This is a genomic window from Shumkonia mesophila (assembly GCF_026163695.1).
GTDB classification, from domain to species: domain Bacteria; phylum Pseudomonadota; class Alphaproteobacteria; order Rhodospirillales; family Shumkoniaceae; genus Shumkonia; species Shumkonia mesophila.
This window is the reverse complement of record NZ_JAOTID010000008.1, coordinates 81,395-95,545: the sequence shown is the minus strand read 5'-3', so window position 1 is coordinate 95,545 and position 14,151 is coordinate 81,395. Positions and strand designations below refer to the sequence as shown.

The following is a 14,151-nucleotide window of genomic DNA, read 5'->3' as shown; positions in this document are numbered from 1 at the left end:
GGCTCCGCGAGCTCCGACCTTTTAGCGGTTTGTTTAGCGTGGTCGCAAGCCGGCCGGGCAAATCACCACGTATGAGGGGCAGATAGGACGTCCTGGCCGAACCGTCAAGACGGTACGGATGGCAGGAAAGTGAGAGGCGCGAGTGATCGGCGCTTGATCTTGGGGCGTTCAGCGCCTTTCTATGGGGGTGGCGCCGGCCCACGACAGAGGAGTTTCCCGTGAGCGATCTTTCCATCACCGACGAGCTGTTTTTCAAGCGGGCGGGGCTTGACCGCTCGCGCGTCGAGGGCATCGTCGGGAACGCCCTGAAAGGCGCCGACGACGGCGAGCTCTTTCTCGAATACCGCCAGTCCGAAGGGCTCATCTTCGATGACGGCCGCCTCAAAAGCGCCAGCTTCGACACCGCCCAGGGCTTCGGCCTGCGCGCCGTCAGCGGCGAGACCACCGGCTATTCGCACGCCTCCGAGGTTTCCGAGGCAGCGATCGGGCGGGCCGCGGCGACGGTGCGCAGCGTCTTGGGCGCCGGCGGCGGCACCCTGGCCGAGCCGCCGCAGAAAACCAACCGCAGCCTCTATGCCGACGTGAACCCGCTGCCCGGCATCCCCTTCGAGAAGAAGCTGGCCTTCCTGGCCGAGGTCGACGCCTACGCGCGGGCCAGGGACGAGCGGGTGCGCCAGGTGATGGCGACGCTGTCGGGCGAATGGCAGGCGGTGCAGATCGTGCGCCCCGGCGGCGAGCGCACTGCCGACGTGCGCCCGCTGGTGCGCTTCAACGTGATGATCGTCGCCGCCAGGGGCGAGCGCATGGAAAGCGGCGCCTTCGGGGCCGGCGGCCGGGTCACCTACGAACGCTTCCTGACCCCGGAAAGCTGGAAATCGGCGGTCGACGAGGCGCTGCGCCGGGCCCTGGTCAACCTGGAATCGGTGCCCGCCCCCGCGGGCGAGATGCCGGTGGTGCTGGGGCCGGGCTGGCCGGGCATCCTGCTGCACGAGGCGGTGGGCCACGGGCTCGAAGGCGACTTCAACCGCAAGGGTACGTCGGCGTTCGCCGGCCTGCTCGGCCAGCGGGTGGCGGCTCCGGGGGTGACGGTGATCGATGACGGCACCATCGCCGACCGCCGGGGGTCCATCAGCGTCGACGACGAGGGCACACCCTCGGCCCGCAACGTGCTGATCGAGGACGGCATCCTCAAGGGCTTCATCCAGGATCGTCTGAACGCCCGCTTGATGGGGGTGAAGCCGACCGGCAACGGCCGCCGGCAGAGTTACGCCCACGCCCCGATGCCGCGCATGACCAACACCTGCATGCTGGGCGGGGTGCACGAGCCCGCCGAAATCCTGGCGTCGGTCAAGAAGGGGCTCTATGCGGTCAACTTCGGCGGCGGTCAGGTCGACATCACCTCGGGCAAGTTCGTCTTTTCCTGCACCGAGGCCTACCGGATCGAGAATGGTAAGGTTGGCGCCCCGGTCAAGGGGGCGACGCTGATCGGCAACGGCCCCGACGCGCTGACCCGCGTTTCCATGGTCGGCAACGACATGGCGCTCGACCAGGGCATCGGCACCTGCGGCAAGGATGGCCAGAGTGTGCCGGTCGGCGTCGGCCAGCCGACGCTCAAAGTCGACAGCCTGACCGTCGGCGGCACAGCGGTCTGAAGTTCGACGCGGCGGCGCTTCACCCCAGCAACGGCCCTCCCCCCCTTTGTGGGGGAGGATAGGGATGGGGGGCGGTTCCGCCACCTCCTAATACGCGCACTCCGCGAAGATCGGGTCGACGCTGCCTTTCCAGCGGCCTTTGTAGGCGGCCAGCATTTCCTCGGCAGGCGTCACCCCGGCCTCGGCGATCAGGAACAGCGGCAGCAGGAACGAGGCCTCGTTGGCGTCGGCGCCGTCGGCGGCGGCGCGGCGGATCAGGCCGGCCCGCGAGATGGCCAGCACCTGGCGGGCGACGTCGTTGAGCAGGCCGCCGCGGAAAGGCGTGTTCAACGCCAGGCGCGGCACGTCGCGGCGCAGCATGGCGTGTTCCTCGGCCGTCCAGTCGGCGATGAGATCGGCCGCCGCCCTTCTGGCCTCGTCGTCATAGAGCAGCCCCACCCAGAAGGCCGGCAGCGCGCACAGCCGGCTCCACGGGCCGCCGTCGGCGCCGCGCATTTCGAGGTAGCGCTTGAGCCGCACCTCGGGGAAGGCCACCGTCGTCTGGTCCTGCCAGTCGGCCATCGTCGGGTACTCGCCGGGGAAGGCCGGCAGCTTGCCCTTCATGAAGTCGCGGAAGGACTGCCCGGCGGCGTCGATGTAGATGCCGTCGCGATAGACGAAATACATCGGCACGTCGAGCAGGTAGTCGACGTAGCGCTCGAAGCCGAAGCCCTCCTCGAAGACGAAGGGCAGCGTGCCACAACGGTCGGGGTCGGTATCGGTCCAGATGTGGCTGCGATAGCTCAAAAACCCGTTGGGCTTGCCCTCCTTGAAGGGCGAATTGGCCCATAGCGCGGTGGCAATAGGCTGCAGCGCCAGCCCGATGCGGAACATCCGGATCATGGTGGCTTCGGAATCGAAGTCGAGGTTGACCTGCACCGTGCAGGTCGACTGCATCATGTCCAAGCCCAGCGTGCCCCGCGTCGGCATATAGCGGCGCATGATAGCGTAGCGGCCCTTGGGCATCCACGGCATGGTGGCGCGTGGCCACTTCGGGTTGTAGCCGAGCCCCATCAGCCCGACGTTCATTTCGGCTGCCACCGCCTTGACCTGATCGAGGTGCTCGTTCACCTCGCGGCAGGTCTGATGGAGGTTGGAAAGGGGCGCGCCGGAAAGCTCGACCTGCCCGGCCGGCTCCAGGGTGACGGAACTGCCGTCCTCCTTGATCAGCGCGATGACGTTGCCCTTTTCGAGCACGGGCTTCCAGCCGAAGCGGGTGAGACCCTGAAGGATGGCGCGGATGCCCCGCTCGCCCTCGTAATCCAGCGGACGCAGGTCGTCGAGGGTATAGGCGAACTTCTCGTGCTCGGTGCCGATCAGCCATTTCTCGCGGGGCTTGCACCCGGATTCCAGGTATTCGACGAGCACGCGCTTGTCGGTGATCGGTTCCGCGCGTTCGGTTTTTCTTGCCGGCATTCGGGGGCCTCGTCGTGTGAAGGTTCAGGCGGGCGGAAGTTCCAGGAGGAAATGGTCGCTCGGTCGGCTCAGCGCCAGTCCCCCACCAGCGCCTGCCAACAGGAGAGCGCGGCGAGGGCCGCCGTTTCCGCCCGCAGGATGCGCGGACCAACCCCCACCGGCGTAACAAAGGCGAGTTTGCGCAGAGCGTCAAGCTCGGTGATGGCGAAACCGCCCTCGGGGCCGATCAGAAGGCCGTGAGCGGGAGAAACGCCGCCCGCCCATTCCGCCAGCACGGTGGCGATGGGCGCACCGACGCCGGTCTCGTCGAGAACCAGCAGACGCCGTTCGGCCGGCCATTCGGCCAGCAGGCGCTCCAGCATCACCGCCTCGGCCACCTCGGGCACGGAGAGCCGCTCGCACTGCTCGGCGGCTTCGATGGTATGCGCCCGCAGGCGCTCGGCCTTCACCCGCTCGGCGGCGGTGTGGCGGGTGAACACCGGGATCAGGCGGGCCACCCCCAGCTCGGTCGCCTTCTCGATCAGGAAATCGGTCGGCGTCTTCTTGAGCGGCGCGAAGGCCAGCCAGACGTCGGGCTCGGCCCGCTGCGGGCGGGTTTGCGTCTCGCAGCGGAGCGTAACGATGCTGCGCGCCGCCGCGGCGATCACCGTCCGCCACTCGCCATCGCGGCCGTTGAACAGCGCCACGGCGTCGCCCTCTCTCAGGCGCATGACGTGGGTCAGGTAATGGCTTTGCTGACGCTCCAGGACCATCGCGAGCCCGGGGCCGAGGTCGCCGGCAGTGAATATCCTGGCGGATGGCTTGGCGTACCCCATGATGCCCCCTCGGTCGCTTCGTCGCCATCATAGGCACCCCTGCCGCCGGAGCAAGAGGGGGGCGACGGCATTGCCGGGCGGCGGGGCTCCGGCTATCTTTCGGGCCATGAAGAGCCCCGTGCCCGGCGCCAGCGACATTCCCCTCGGCAACTGGGTCGACCGCTACGTGCCGGCCGACGCGAGGCCCTATTTCCGGCTGGCCCGGCTGGATCGCCCCATCGGTACCTGGCTTTTGCTGATCCCCTGCTGGTGGGGGGCGGCGCTGGCGAGCGGGGGATGGCCCGACCCCGTCATGATCGCGCTGTTCGGCGTCGGCGCCGTGGTCATGCGCGGCGCCGGGTGTGTCGTCAACGACATGGCAGATCGCGATTTCGACGCTCGGGTGGCGCGCACCGCCAACCGGCCGCTGGCCAGCGGCGCCATAGGCCTCAAGGGCGCCTTGGCGTTTCTCGGCCTGCTGCTGGCCATCGGCTTCGCCGTACTGATCCAATTCAATGCCTTCGCGATCTGGGTCGGCATCGCCTCGCTGCCGCTGGTGGCGGTCTATCCCTTCATGAAGCGCATCACCTATTGGCCGCAGGCGTGGCTGGGCCTCACCTTCAACTGGGGGGCACTGGTGGGTTGGGCGGCGGTGACGGGCGGGCTGGCGGCGCCGGCCTTCATCCTCTATGCCGCTGGCTTCTTCTGGACGCTGGGTTACGACACCATCTACGCCCACCAGGACAAAGAGGACGACCTGCTGGTGGGGGTGAAATCGACGGCGCTGCGCTTAGGGAAGGCCACCCGGCCGTGGTTGTTCGGCTTCTTTGCCGCGACCGTCGCCCTGCTGGCTGCGGCTGGTTTCGCGGCCGGCCTCGCCTGGCCCTATTACGCCGGCCTGGCGGCGGGAGCGGCGCATCTCGCCTGGCAGGCGGCGACGGTCGATCCCGACGACCCCAAGGATTGTCTCAAGAAGTTCAAATCCAACCGCGACTTCGCGCTGATCGTCTTTATCACCGTTGTTGCGGCGCGGGTGGTGGGGTAGGGATGGGCCGCCGTGCTCAGGCCTTGCCCGCCAGCAGCGGGGCGATGTCGACGGCGTCGATCTGTTCCGGCTTCAGGTGGGTCTCGGCGTATTTGCGGTAGGCGCCGGATTTCAGGAACAGCGCGAAGAGGTCGGCATCGATGTGCTGGGTATCGCGCATCGAGGCCATGATCTTGAGGCTTTCGCTCAACGATTTCGCTTTCTTGTACGGGCGGTCCGAGGCGGTGAGGGCCTCGAAGATGTCGGCGATGGCCATGGCACGGGCTGGCAGCGACATGTCGTCCTTGCGGAGCTTCTTGGGGTAGCCGGTGCCGATCATCGTTTCGTGGTGGCCGCCGGCGTATTCCGGCACCCGGCGCAGATGCTTGGGGAAGGGCAACTCGCTCAGCATGACGATGGTCTGCACGATGTGGTCGTTGATCTTGTAGCGTTCCTCGGCGGTCAGGGTGCCGCGCGCCACGCAGAGATTGTAGACCTCGCCGAAGTTGTACTTGTGGGGCGGCATGTCGAGCTTGAAGCCGTGGAGATTGTCGAGATCGAGGATGTCGCCCGGCTCGCGCGGCACGATGTGCTCGGGCCGGTCGGCCAACAGCGGCTCCTCGGCCGGCAGTGGCCGGGCGGGGATGGAAGAAAGGCGTTTCAGCTCGGCCACCGACAGTCCGAGGCGGTCGTCCAGCGTACGCCGCCAGTTGGTGCCGGCGATGCGCCTGACGCGTTCGATCTTCTCGGGGGCCATGAACTCGCCGCCGATATTGCACTCGGCGATGAAGGCGAAATCGGCGTCGATCTCGGCCAGCCGGCGGTCGCGCTCGGCCCGCAGTGCCGCCTCGTCGCCACCGGCGGCAACGGCCTTGAGGCAGTCGATCTCGGCGTCGCGCTTGATGACCTCGAAGCGGGTGCGGATCTCGTGCAGGCGGTTGTAGATGGTCTCGAGCTTGGTTGCCTTGTCGACCACGTATTCCGGCGTCGTCACTTTGCCGCAGTCGTGCAGCCAGGCCGCGATGTGCAGTTCGTACCATTCCTCCTCGGTGAGCGCGAAGTCGGCGAACGGCGCCTCGGTCGACTCGCAGGCGGCCTTGGTCAGCATCTGGGTCAACTCGGGTACCCGCTGGCAATGGCCGCCGGTATAGGGCGACTTGGCGTCGATCGCCTTGGCGATCAGCGTGATGAAGGAATCGATCAAACGGCGCTGGGCGTCGATCAGTTGGCGGTTGTCCAGCGCGACCGCTGCCTGCGAGGCCAGCGCCTCGATCAGCGGGCGCACGTCGCCGCCGAAGGGGACGACGGCGCCGCTCCCGGGATGCCGGGCGTTGAGCAGTTGCAGAACGCCGATGACGTCGCCCTCGTGGTTCTTCAGGGGCACGGTGAGAAAGGATTTCGAGCGGTAGCCTGTGCCCTCGTCGAACTTGCGGGTGCCGGAAAAATCAAAGTCTGCCGCCGCGTAGGCGTCGGGGATCTCGATGGCGGCGCCGGTCAAGGCCACGTGGGTGGCGACATTCCTGTGGTTGGGCGCGCCCTCCGCATCGAAAAGGGCCAGCGGCGGGAACGGGATGGTCTTGCCGGTGGTGCCACCCATGGCGATGCCCAGAGAATCCGTGCGCATGATCTCGAAGCGCAGCCGGTTGTCCTCGGTTTTGAGATAGAGCGTGCCGCCGTCGGCGTTCGACAGGCCCTTGGCCTCGAGAAGTATCCGTTCCATCAGGCGGTCGTGGTCGCGCTCCGACGACAGCGCGATGCCGATCTCGATCAGCCGTTCGAACCGGGCGACGGACTGCGCCGTCGCCGCCGTGCCGGTCATGGCCACTTCCCCCAAGTCTGCCGCGCCGGCGGGACCCCAGCGGCCCCGCATGTCCCCCATGCGGCGAAAAGCATCCCGCACAATGGTTGCGCAAAGGTTAACGCCACACGCCGGCAGGCACCCCCGCTGCCGGCTCCCGGCTAACGTGTGGTCGAGCGGGGGGGATTGCAACCCGGCTACGCGGCTGTTCTGCAAGCCTTGCCGGTCCGCGAGCGGGCTGTAAAGGCCAAAAAACATATAATATGCTTAAAATCCTTGACGGGCTGGAAAAAGTCGTCTAGGATGCTGGCCTCTGAACGAGGGGGCGCGCCCGTCGCAACGACGGGGCCAATCCTGGCGTCTCTTTATTTTCCGGCAAAAATTCCCATCAAGATCAGAACCCCGACAGACCACGCGGAGAGCGCTCCCATGACCAGGGTCGGCAGCACCCACGCCCACGGGCGGGGACCGGCAACGGTCGCGAAAAAACGAGATCGTAACAGCCGAACGCCACCCCACGCGAATCCCGCTGCCATCGCGGCAAACCCGAGGCTGGCGGCGATCCCGCTGTTATCCAAGGCAATATCCTGAATGTAGATCGTGCCGGAAAAGACGATGATCGGTGTGGGGATGATTAATCCAAAATGCGCAATGGAAACGCCTCTGACATAATGCAAAAATTCATTTCCAGACTTCCATGCAGATACAGTAAGATGAACTGAAAAAGAAACCAACAAGAATAAAAGAAAAAACGGGATTATCGTGTATCTATATATCGTTATATTTGCATCAAAATATTCAAATGTACGCATATTATCGTACAATGTGCCGATCAAATACATTGTAAAGGCAATAAAAACCGCCCCGAAAAGGGGTGCGGCCATCGCTTTTGCCGTCGACATTGCCGTTTTCCCTTGCGACGAGCCAAATCGGCCGCGCCGTCCAGCTTAATGCACAATACGCTGTTATGATAGCATTGTTGTTTGATATGTACAATTGAAAATTGTAATCATCGGGAGGTGGCAGTAATGGAAAAGGGCATCTATCTGGAGGCTGCAAGAATTCCAGTTGCGACCGCACTGCCGAACCCGACGGCACCGCACGGAAAAATGCATTCCTATCTGGTTTACCGGGATGGCAAGGGAAATGAGCGCGTCATCCGCGGCGGTCCCTACTCGTGGTGGGATGCGGCGAGCGGTGGCGACATCAAGGTGGAGATCGACGTTCCGCTCGAGCACAGCAGGGACAAGTACGCGCCTGATGAAGTGCGCGGATCCCGTCCGTCAAGAAAGCTCGATCTTGGGGGGGCGGTCGGAGGAAGAGGTTTGGGCAGACATGATGAAGGAGGCCAAGCGGATCCATGAAGGCCAGATGGATTACGACTTTGTCCCGGTTTATCAGAACAGCAATTCGGTCACGCGGGCCGTTCTGAAGGCCGGTCGGATCGAAGCCAGCAAGGCTCTGCCTCCCGCGATAACGAAGTACGGTCTGCCGGGTTTTGACAATGATCTGTCGGCCCCCTACGACCGCATCGACGAAATGTCCGGCATGGGAGGGCGTGACGGAAGAAGCAGTCCAGGAGGTGGGGCCCAGAAGGGCTACTCATCTGGCCGGAAGGCCGGGATTTCGGGATTGCCGCCCTCGCGCCAGGAGGGAATCAAAGAAGCTGGTTTGCCGGTAGGAGATCCGCGGCGACGTATCCGGGCGCCAGGGGCGCCGCACGAGGAAGCAATGGCGAAGCCGGTAGCCGCCTGGACTGAGGACGACGCGCGGGCGGTGATGGCGGCGCGCATCGGCAAGCCCGTGAGCGAGGCGGAGCGGCAGGCGATGGCGGCACGGGAACGGGAATTCTTCCGCCGGCTCTATGGCGACGGCCCGGCGCCTTATGACGCCACTGGGCGCCTGATGTCGGCGGCTTCCCTTCGCCCAGCGAAGTCCGCGGATGCAGAACGGCCGCTCGTGCGGCTTCTCGGCCTGCGATGACCGGCAATTGCCCAAATCCCTTGACGTTCGTGAGGGGAGCGGGACAAATGGGTGGGTCGTTGGGGGGAGGAAGTATGGCCTACGCCAGCCTTCGCGAGTTCATTGAGCGCCTGGAAAGGGACGGGCGGCTGGTCCGGGTGGGCGAGCCGGTGTCCCCGGTGCTCGAGATGACCGAGATCCAGACCCGGTTGCTGGCCGAGGGCGGGCCGGCGGTGCTGTTCGAGAGCGTGCGCGAGGCGGGGGGGCAAGCCTTCGACATGCCGGTGCTGGTCAACCTGTTCGGCACCGTCGAGCGGGTGGCCTGGGGCATGAACCGCGAGCCCGGCCAGCTCAAGGAGATCGGCGAGATGCTGGCCTTCCTGCGCCAGCCCGAGCCCCCGGGCGGCTGGCGCGAGGCGCTCGGTATGCTGCCGATGCTGAAGACCGTGATGTCGATGAAGCCCAAGGCGGTGACCCGCGCGCCGTGCCAGGAGGTGGTGCTGCAAGGGGCCGAGGTCGACTTGGGCCGGCTGCCGGTGCAGACGTGCTGGCCGGGCGAGCCGGCGCCGCTGATCACTTGGCCGCTGGTGGTGACCAAAGGGCCGGAGGCCGAGCGGCCGGGAGGCGACAGGCGCGACGACTACAACTTGGGCGTCTATCGCATGCAGGTGACCGGGCGCAACACGACCTTGATGCGCTGGCTGCGCCATCGCGGCGGCGCCCAGCAGTTCGCCCGCTGGAAGCAGAAATCCAAGGAGCCGATGCCGGTGGCCGCCGTCATCGGTGCCGATCCGGGGTGCATCCTGGCCGCCGTCACGCCGGTGCCCGACACATTGTCGGAATATCAGTTCGCCGGCCTGTTGCGCGGCCAGAAGGTCGATCTGGTCGAGTGCAAGACGGTGCCCTTGAAGGTGCCGGCCACCGCCGAGATCGTGCTGGAGGGCCACGTGTCGGACGAGGAGAGCGACGAGGGGCCGTACGGCGATCATACCGGCTATTACAACGCCATCGAGCGCTTCCCGGTGTTCACGGTGAGCGCCATGACGATGCGCCGGAAGCCGATCTATCTGTCGACCTTCACCGGCCGGCCGCCGGACGAGCCCTCGGTGCTGGGCGAGGCCCTGAACGAGGTGTTCATCCCGCTGTTGCGCCAGCAGTTCCCGGAAATCGTCGACTTCTGGCTGCCGCCCGAGGGCTGTTCCTATCGGGTGGCCGTGGTGTCCATGAAGAAGGCCTATCCGGGCCATGCCAAGCGGGTGATGATGGGCGTCTGGTCCTACCTGCGCCAGTTCATGTACACCAAGTTCGTCATCGTGGTGGACGAGGACATCGACGCCCGGGAGTGGAAGGACGTGGTGTGGGCCATCTCGACCAACGTCGACCCGGCCCGCGACGTGACGCTGATCGAGGGCACGCCGATCGATTACCTGGACTTCGCGTCGCCGGAATCCGGCCTCGGCAGCAAGATGGGGATCGACGCCACCGCCAAATGGCCGCCGGAAACGAAACGCGAGTGGGGCCGCAGGATCCGCATGAGCGACGACGTGATCGAGGAAGTCACCCGTAAATGGCCCCGTTACGGCCTGCCGGGCGGAGGCAAGCCGATCTGGAAATAGGGTGGGATGGCCTCCTTCGAGGCGGCGGCCGCGCCGGCTCTTCAGGATGAGGCCCGAGCGGCGTCGCTTAAGCGGTGCAGGTCGCCGCCCCCAGGCCATTGTAATCGGCAAAGGGATCGTCTCCCTCGCCGTCGAAGCGGCCTGATCGAAGGCAGGAGCCCTCGAGGGTTCCCTGAAGTCAGCAGTCTCGCGGCTTGGGGCTGGCGAGAAGGTCGCGGATCTCGCGCAGCAGCAAGACGTCCTCGGCCGGCGGCGGTGGCGCAGGCGCCTTCGTCTTATCTTTGCGGGTCAGCTTGTTGATCGTCTTGACCAGCAGGAAGACGGAGAAGGCGACGATCAGGAACTTGATCACCGCGTTGATGAAGAGGCCGATGTTCCAGGTGACGGCGCCAGCCTCCTTGGCCTGCGCAACCGTGTTGAAGTCGCCCTCGCCCTTGAGGACGACGAAGATTTGGGAGAAATCGACGCCGCCTAGGAGAAGGCCGATCGGCGGCATGATGATGTCGTCAACCAGCGACGAGACGATGGCGCCGAAGGCGGCGCCGATGATGATGCCGATGGCGAGATCGAGCATGTTGCCCTTAAGGGCGAATTCCTTGAACTCCCTGAGCATGGAAGCCTCCTCTGCGCCCGCAACACGTTGGGAACCAAGCTACTCTCGCACCGGCCGCTCAAAACGGCAAGCAAGCGTCAGCTTTCGGCCGGCGCCCCAGCCAGGGACGTCGCCATGTCGGTGCGCCCCAGCCGGCGGGCCGGCGGCTAGGTGTCGACGGTGGAATCTTTGGCGGTGTTCTTCACCGCAAGGTGGGGCCCGGGGAGTTCTCTTTCCAATGGAATGTGCATTACGCCGCGCGGACGAACTCCTCGATGGCGACGGCGTCGATCTGCTCGGGTTTCAGGAACCGCTCGCCGTAGCGCCTGTACACCCCCGACGTCAGGAACAGATCGAACAGGTCGGGATCGATGTGCCCCTTGACCTTGAAGGAATGCAGCATCCGGATCGCCTCTGAGAGCGTATTGGACCGCTTGTAGGGGCGATCCGAGGCGGTCAGGGCCTCGAAGATGTCGGCGATCGCCATGATGCGCGAGGGCACCGAAAGCTGGCTGGCGTCGAGCTTGCGGGGATAACCGGTCCCGGTCAGCGCCTCGTGATGGGTTCCGGCGTATTCCGGCACCCGCTTCAGATGCTTGGGAAAGGCCAGGCGCTCGAGCATGGCGATGGTTTGCATGACGTGTTCGTTGATCTTGAAGCGATCCTCCTCGGTCAACGTTCCATAGGTGACCGACAGGTTGTAGATTTCCCCCCGGTTATAGAGGTTCTTCGGCACGTTCACCTTAAATCCCAGCTTTTCATAGGCATGGGCGAGGCCGCCGTCGCGGGGAATGACGTGCCAGGGCTTGTCGGCCAGAACCGACTCGATGGCTGGAAGAGCCGCCGGCGGATGATCGGCAAGGCGCCGAACCTCGGCGTGGGCCAAGCCCTTGCGGTCGTCGATGTGGCGCAGCCAGGTGGTCTTGGCGATCTCGCGAAGCCGATCGACCTTTTCCGGGGGCAGATGTTCGCCGCCGACGTTGCATTCGGCGATGAAGCTGAAGTCGTCCAGCAACCGCACCTTGGTTGCCTCGCAGGCGGCCTGGGCTGTGGCCGGGTCGCCGCCCGCCGCCACCGCTTCCAGCCGGGCGATGTCGGCGTCGCGCAGCAGGACTTCGTAGCGCATGCGCACTTCGTGGATGCGGTTGTAGATGGTTTCCAGCTTGGTGGCCTTATCCACGATGTGCTCGGGCGTCACCACCTTGCCGCAGTCGTGCAGCCAGGCGCCGATCCGGAACTCCCGCCATTCCTCCTCGGTATCGAATCGGAAGGCTTCCAAAGGTCCTTCGGATGTCCTCACGGCTTCGTCGGCTAACATCATCGCCAGTTCGGGCACGCGCGCGCAGTGACCCCCGGTATAGGGGCTCTTGGCGTCAATGGCGCTGGCCACCAGCTGGATCATTGATTCCACCAGCCGGTCCTGCGCCGACAGCAGGTCGCGATTGAAAAGCGCGGTGGCCGCCTGCGCCGCCAGCGCCTCGATGAAGCGCTGGAGACCCGGCGGGAAGGGGACAATGTCGCCGGAACCGGGCGCGCGGGCGTTGATCAGCTGCAGCGCGCCGATGAAATCGCCGCCGCGCGGCTTCAGCGGAACGGTCATGAACGACTTCGAGCGATAGTCGTTGCGCTCGTCGAACGCGCGCGTGCCCGAGAAATCGAAGAGCAGGGAATCATAGGCGTCATCGATAAGGACGGTCTGCTGCTGATGCACGGCGTAGCTGACGACATTGCCGTGGTTCGGCCGGCCCCTGGCATCGAACAGCGGGACCGACGGCATGACGAGCGCGTTGTCCGCGGCTCCGCCGAGGGTCAGGTCCAGAGTGTCGTTGAGCAGCATCTGGAAATGCATGAGGTCGTCGTCGCCGCGCGTATAAAGGGTGGCGCCGTCGGCGTTGGTCAGTTCCTTGGCCCCCAGCAGCACCATTTCCATCAGCCGGGTACCATCGCGTTCGGCCGACATGGCGATGCCCAGATCGACCAGCCGGGTGAGTTTCTCCTGGGCGTCCTCAAGGGCGCGGGTCTTGGCCGAAAGGGCCTGCTTCATCAGCGAAAAGGCATCCCTCAGGTCATTGAACTCGATGATATGCGAGGGTCGCGGCCCCTTGCCCGAGAAATCGAGGTTGCGGATGCGCAGGGCGTCGGCGGCCAAGGCCCGCACGGAAACAGACATGCCGCGGGCGAACATCATGCCGACGATCAGGAAAGCGGCGAGACAGGCAACGGCCAGCACCACGACCTCGACCTGCAAGGTGCGGATCTGGCCCGTGAAGTCCGCGGTCGGCGCCATCACCGCGATGCCGATCGACCGGTGAAGGCCCGTTCGCCATTCGCTCAGATGCAACATCATCCGAACGCCGTCCTGCTCGGTGACGATCAGGCCCCGACCCGGGGCTTGGCCTTCTCCCTTGAGCCTGACAAGCGCCCGGATCATCGGCTGGTCAATTTCGCCGAGGGCGGCCAGGGGCCGCCGAGCGGGAGCCAGGCTGGCCGACATGGCAAGCGCCTGCATCGAGGTATCGAAGATCGCCATACCGCCCCCCGGCGAGACGACTTGGTCCTTGACGAAGGCGTCGAGCCCGTCGAGCGTGATGTCGACGCCGAACACGCCGTTGGCAAAGCGTTTGGATGCCGTGATGCCCAATCGCGCCAGGGAATGGAAGACGTAGGCGGAGGACAATTCGGCGTCGTCGCTCTCCTTGGCCGCCCCGTACCAGGGGCGTTGGCGAGGATCAAACGCGGGCTCTGTCTCGACGACCGAGCCCAGGATGGCTTGCGAGGTGTCGAGAAACGACCATCTCTCGGTGCGGTTGGAACCCTCGACCGAAACCGCCCGAACGATCCAGCGGGTTCCGGCGGGCGCGCCGTGGGCGGAGAGGACGAGAGGCTCGTCTCGGGGGGCTATCACCTGGAGGAAGTCGCCATCTTCCAGGCCATAGTAAAGGGAATAGAGCGACGGCCTTTCGGCCAGCACGGTAAACATGAATGGCAGGATCGGAGCGCCCAGCCCGTCGCCGCGTACAGCGTCCAGCCCCTGTTGGCTCGCCCCCAGCTTGGCCAGGGTAAGAGTCCAGCCCATTTGGTTGTCGATCCGCTCGTAAAGCCCATGCGCCACCGCGCCGAACAACTGGCTGGCCGTTTCCTTGGCCACCCGCGAACTCACCACATAGAGACTGCTGATGATTGCCGCCGTCAAGGCGACGACGATGGCCACAACCGCGACCGCGATGCTGACCTGAAAGCGAACCTTGAAAGCCATGG

General features: G+C 65.4%; 11 protein-coding genes and 1 riboswitch. Of the genes, 5 read left to right on the top strand and 6 right to left on the bottom strand.

Annotated elements, in window-relative coordinates:
* Position 1: 1 nt before the first annotated feature.
* Positions 2 to 79: riboswitch (SAM riboswitch) on the bottom strand.
* A 139-nt stretch (positions 80 to 218) separates the two neighbouring features.
* Positions 219 to 1,652: a metalloprotease TldD gene (gene tldD / locus ODR01_RS14490; protein ID WP_316978389.1), complete on the top strand. Its 1,434-nt coding sequence runs from the start codon at positions 219 to 221 to the stop codon at positions 1,650 to 1,652.
* Positions 1,653 to 1,739: 87 nt separating this feature from the next.
* Here tldD and ODR01_RS14485 read toward each other — a convergent pair whose 3' ends face one another.
* Entirely contained in the window at positions 1,740 to 3,107 is a 1,368-nt protein-coding gene (locus tag ODR01_RS14485; RefSeq protein WP_316978388.1) for a glutamate--cysteine ligase, read from the bottom strand.
* A gap of 68 nt (positions 3,108 to 3,175) precedes the next feature.
* Positions 3,176 to 3,922, bottom strand: coding sequence for a 16S rRNA (uracil(1498)-N(3))-methyltransferase (locus tag ODR01_RS14480; protein ID WP_316978387.1), 747 nt, complete (start codon positions 3,920 to 3,922; stop codon positions 3,176 to 3,178).
* A 106-nt stretch (positions 3,923 to 4,028) separates the two neighbouring features.
* Here ODR01_RS14480 and ubiA point away from each other — a divergent pair, with 106 nt between their 5' ends.
* On the top strand, positions 4,029 to 4,946 hold the full coding sequence (gene ubiA, locus ODR01_RS14475; RefSeq protein WP_316978386.1) for a 4-hydroxybenzoate octaprenyltransferase: 918 nt from the start codon (positions 4,029 to 4,031) through the stop codon (positions 4,944 to 4,946).
* Between the two features lie 16 nt (positions 4,947 to 4,962).
* Here the strand turns inward: ubiA and ODR01_RS14470 are convergent, their stop codons facing one another.
* On the bottom strand, positions 4,963 to 6,744 hold the full coding sequence (locus tag ODR01_RS14470) for an HD domain-containing phosphohydrolase (protein WP_316978385.1): 1,782 nt from the start codon (positions 6,742 to 6,744) through the stop codon (positions 4,963 to 4,965).
* Positions 6,745 to 7,088: 344 nt separating this feature from the next.
* On the bottom strand, positions 7,089 to 7,625 hold the full coding sequence (locus ODR01_RS14465; protein WP_316978384.1) for a hypothetical protein: 537 nt from the start codon (positions 7,623 to 7,625) through the stop codon (positions 7,089 to 7,091).
* A gap of 126 nt (positions 7,626 to 7,751) precedes the next feature.
* Between ODR01_RS14465 and ODR01_RS14460 the strand changes: the two genes are divergently transcribed.
* From ODR01_RS14460 to ODR01_RS14450, 3 genes are all read left to right on the top strand, one after another.
* A complete protein-coding gene (locus ODR01_RS14460) occupies positions 7,752 to 8,087 on the top strand; it encodes a hypothetical protein (protein WP_316978383.1) in 336 nt (111 codons plus the stop codon).
* Positions 8,059 to 8,706 (top strand): hypothetical protein, encoded by a 648-nt coding sequence (locus ODR01_RS14455; protein ID WP_316978382.1) that lies wholly within the window; start codon positions 8,059 to 8,061, stop codon positions 8,704 to 8,706. The genes ODR01_RS14460 and ODR01_RS14455 overlap by 29 nt, the downstream gene beginning before the upstream one ends.
* Before the next feature lie 74 nt (positions 8,707 to 8,780).
* Positions 8,781 to 10,301 (top strand): UbiD family decarboxylase, encoded by a 1,521-nt coding sequence (locus tag ODR01_RS14450; RefSeq protein WP_316978381.1) that lies wholly within the window; start codon positions 8,781 to 8,783, stop codon positions 10,299 to 10,301.
* Positions 10,302 to 10,479: 178 nt separating this feature from the next.
* Here ODR01_RS14450 and mscL read toward each other — a convergent pair whose 3' ends face one another.
* Positions 10,480 to 10,914 (bottom strand): large conductance mechanosensitive channel protein MscL, encoded by a 435-nt coding sequence (mscL, locus tag ODR01_RS14445; RefSeq protein WP_316978380.1) that lies wholly within the window; start codon positions 10,912 to 10,914, stop codon positions 10,480 to 10,482.
* 229 nt (positions 10,915 to 11,143) lie between these two features.
* A complete protein-coding gene (locus ODR01_RS14440) occupies positions 11,144 to 14,149 on the bottom strand; it encodes an HD domain-containing phosphohydrolase (protein WP_316978379.1) in 3,006 nt (1,001 codons plus the stop codon).
* Between the last annotated feature and the right edge of the window lie 2 nt (positions 14,150 to 14,151).

Excerpts from the sequence above, each read along its gene's own strand:
- ODR01_RS14485 (WP_316978388.1), bottom strand. The coding sequence starts at position 3,107 with ATGCCGGCAAGAAAAACCGAACGCGCGGAACCGATCACCGACAAGCGC.
- ODR01_RS14480 (WP_316978387.1), bottom strand. The coding sequence starts at position 3,922 with ATGGGGTACGCCAAGCCATCCGCCAGGATATTCACTGCCGGCGACCTC.
- ubiA (WP_316978386.1), top strand. The coding sequence starts at position 4,029 with ATGAAGAGCCCCGTGCCCGGCGCCAGCGACATTCCCCTCGGCAACTGG.
- ODR01_RS14470 (WP_316978385.1), bottom strand. The coding sequence starts at position 6,744 with ATGACCGGCACGGCGGCGACGGCGCAGTCCGTCGCCCGGTTCGAACGG.
- ODR01_RS14465 (WP_316978384.1), bottom strand. The coding sequence starts at position 7,625 with ATGTCGACGGCAAAAGCGATGGCCGCACCCCTTTTCGGGGCGGTTTTT.
- ODR01_RS14460 (WP_316978383.1), top strand. The coding sequence starts at position 7,752 with ATGGAAAAGGGCATCTATCTGGAGGCTGCAAGAATTCCAGTTGCGACC.
- ODR01_RS14455 (WP_316978382.1), top strand. The coding sequence starts at position 8,059 with ATGATGAAGGAGGCCAAGCGGATCCATGAAGGCCAGATGGATTACGAC.
- ODR01_RS14450 (WP_316978381.1), top strand. The coding sequence starts at position 8,781 with ATGGCCTACGCCAGCCTTCGCGAGTTCATTGAGCGCCTGGAAAGGGAC.
- mscL (WP_316978380.1), bottom strand. The coding sequence starts at position 10,914 with ATGCTCAGGGAGTTCAAGGAATTCGCCCTTAAGGGCAACATGCTCGAT.
- ODR01_RS14440 (WP_316978379.1), bottom strand. The coding sequence starts at position 14,149 with ATGGCTTTCAAGGTTCGCTTTCAGGTCAGCATCGCGGTCGCGGTTGTG.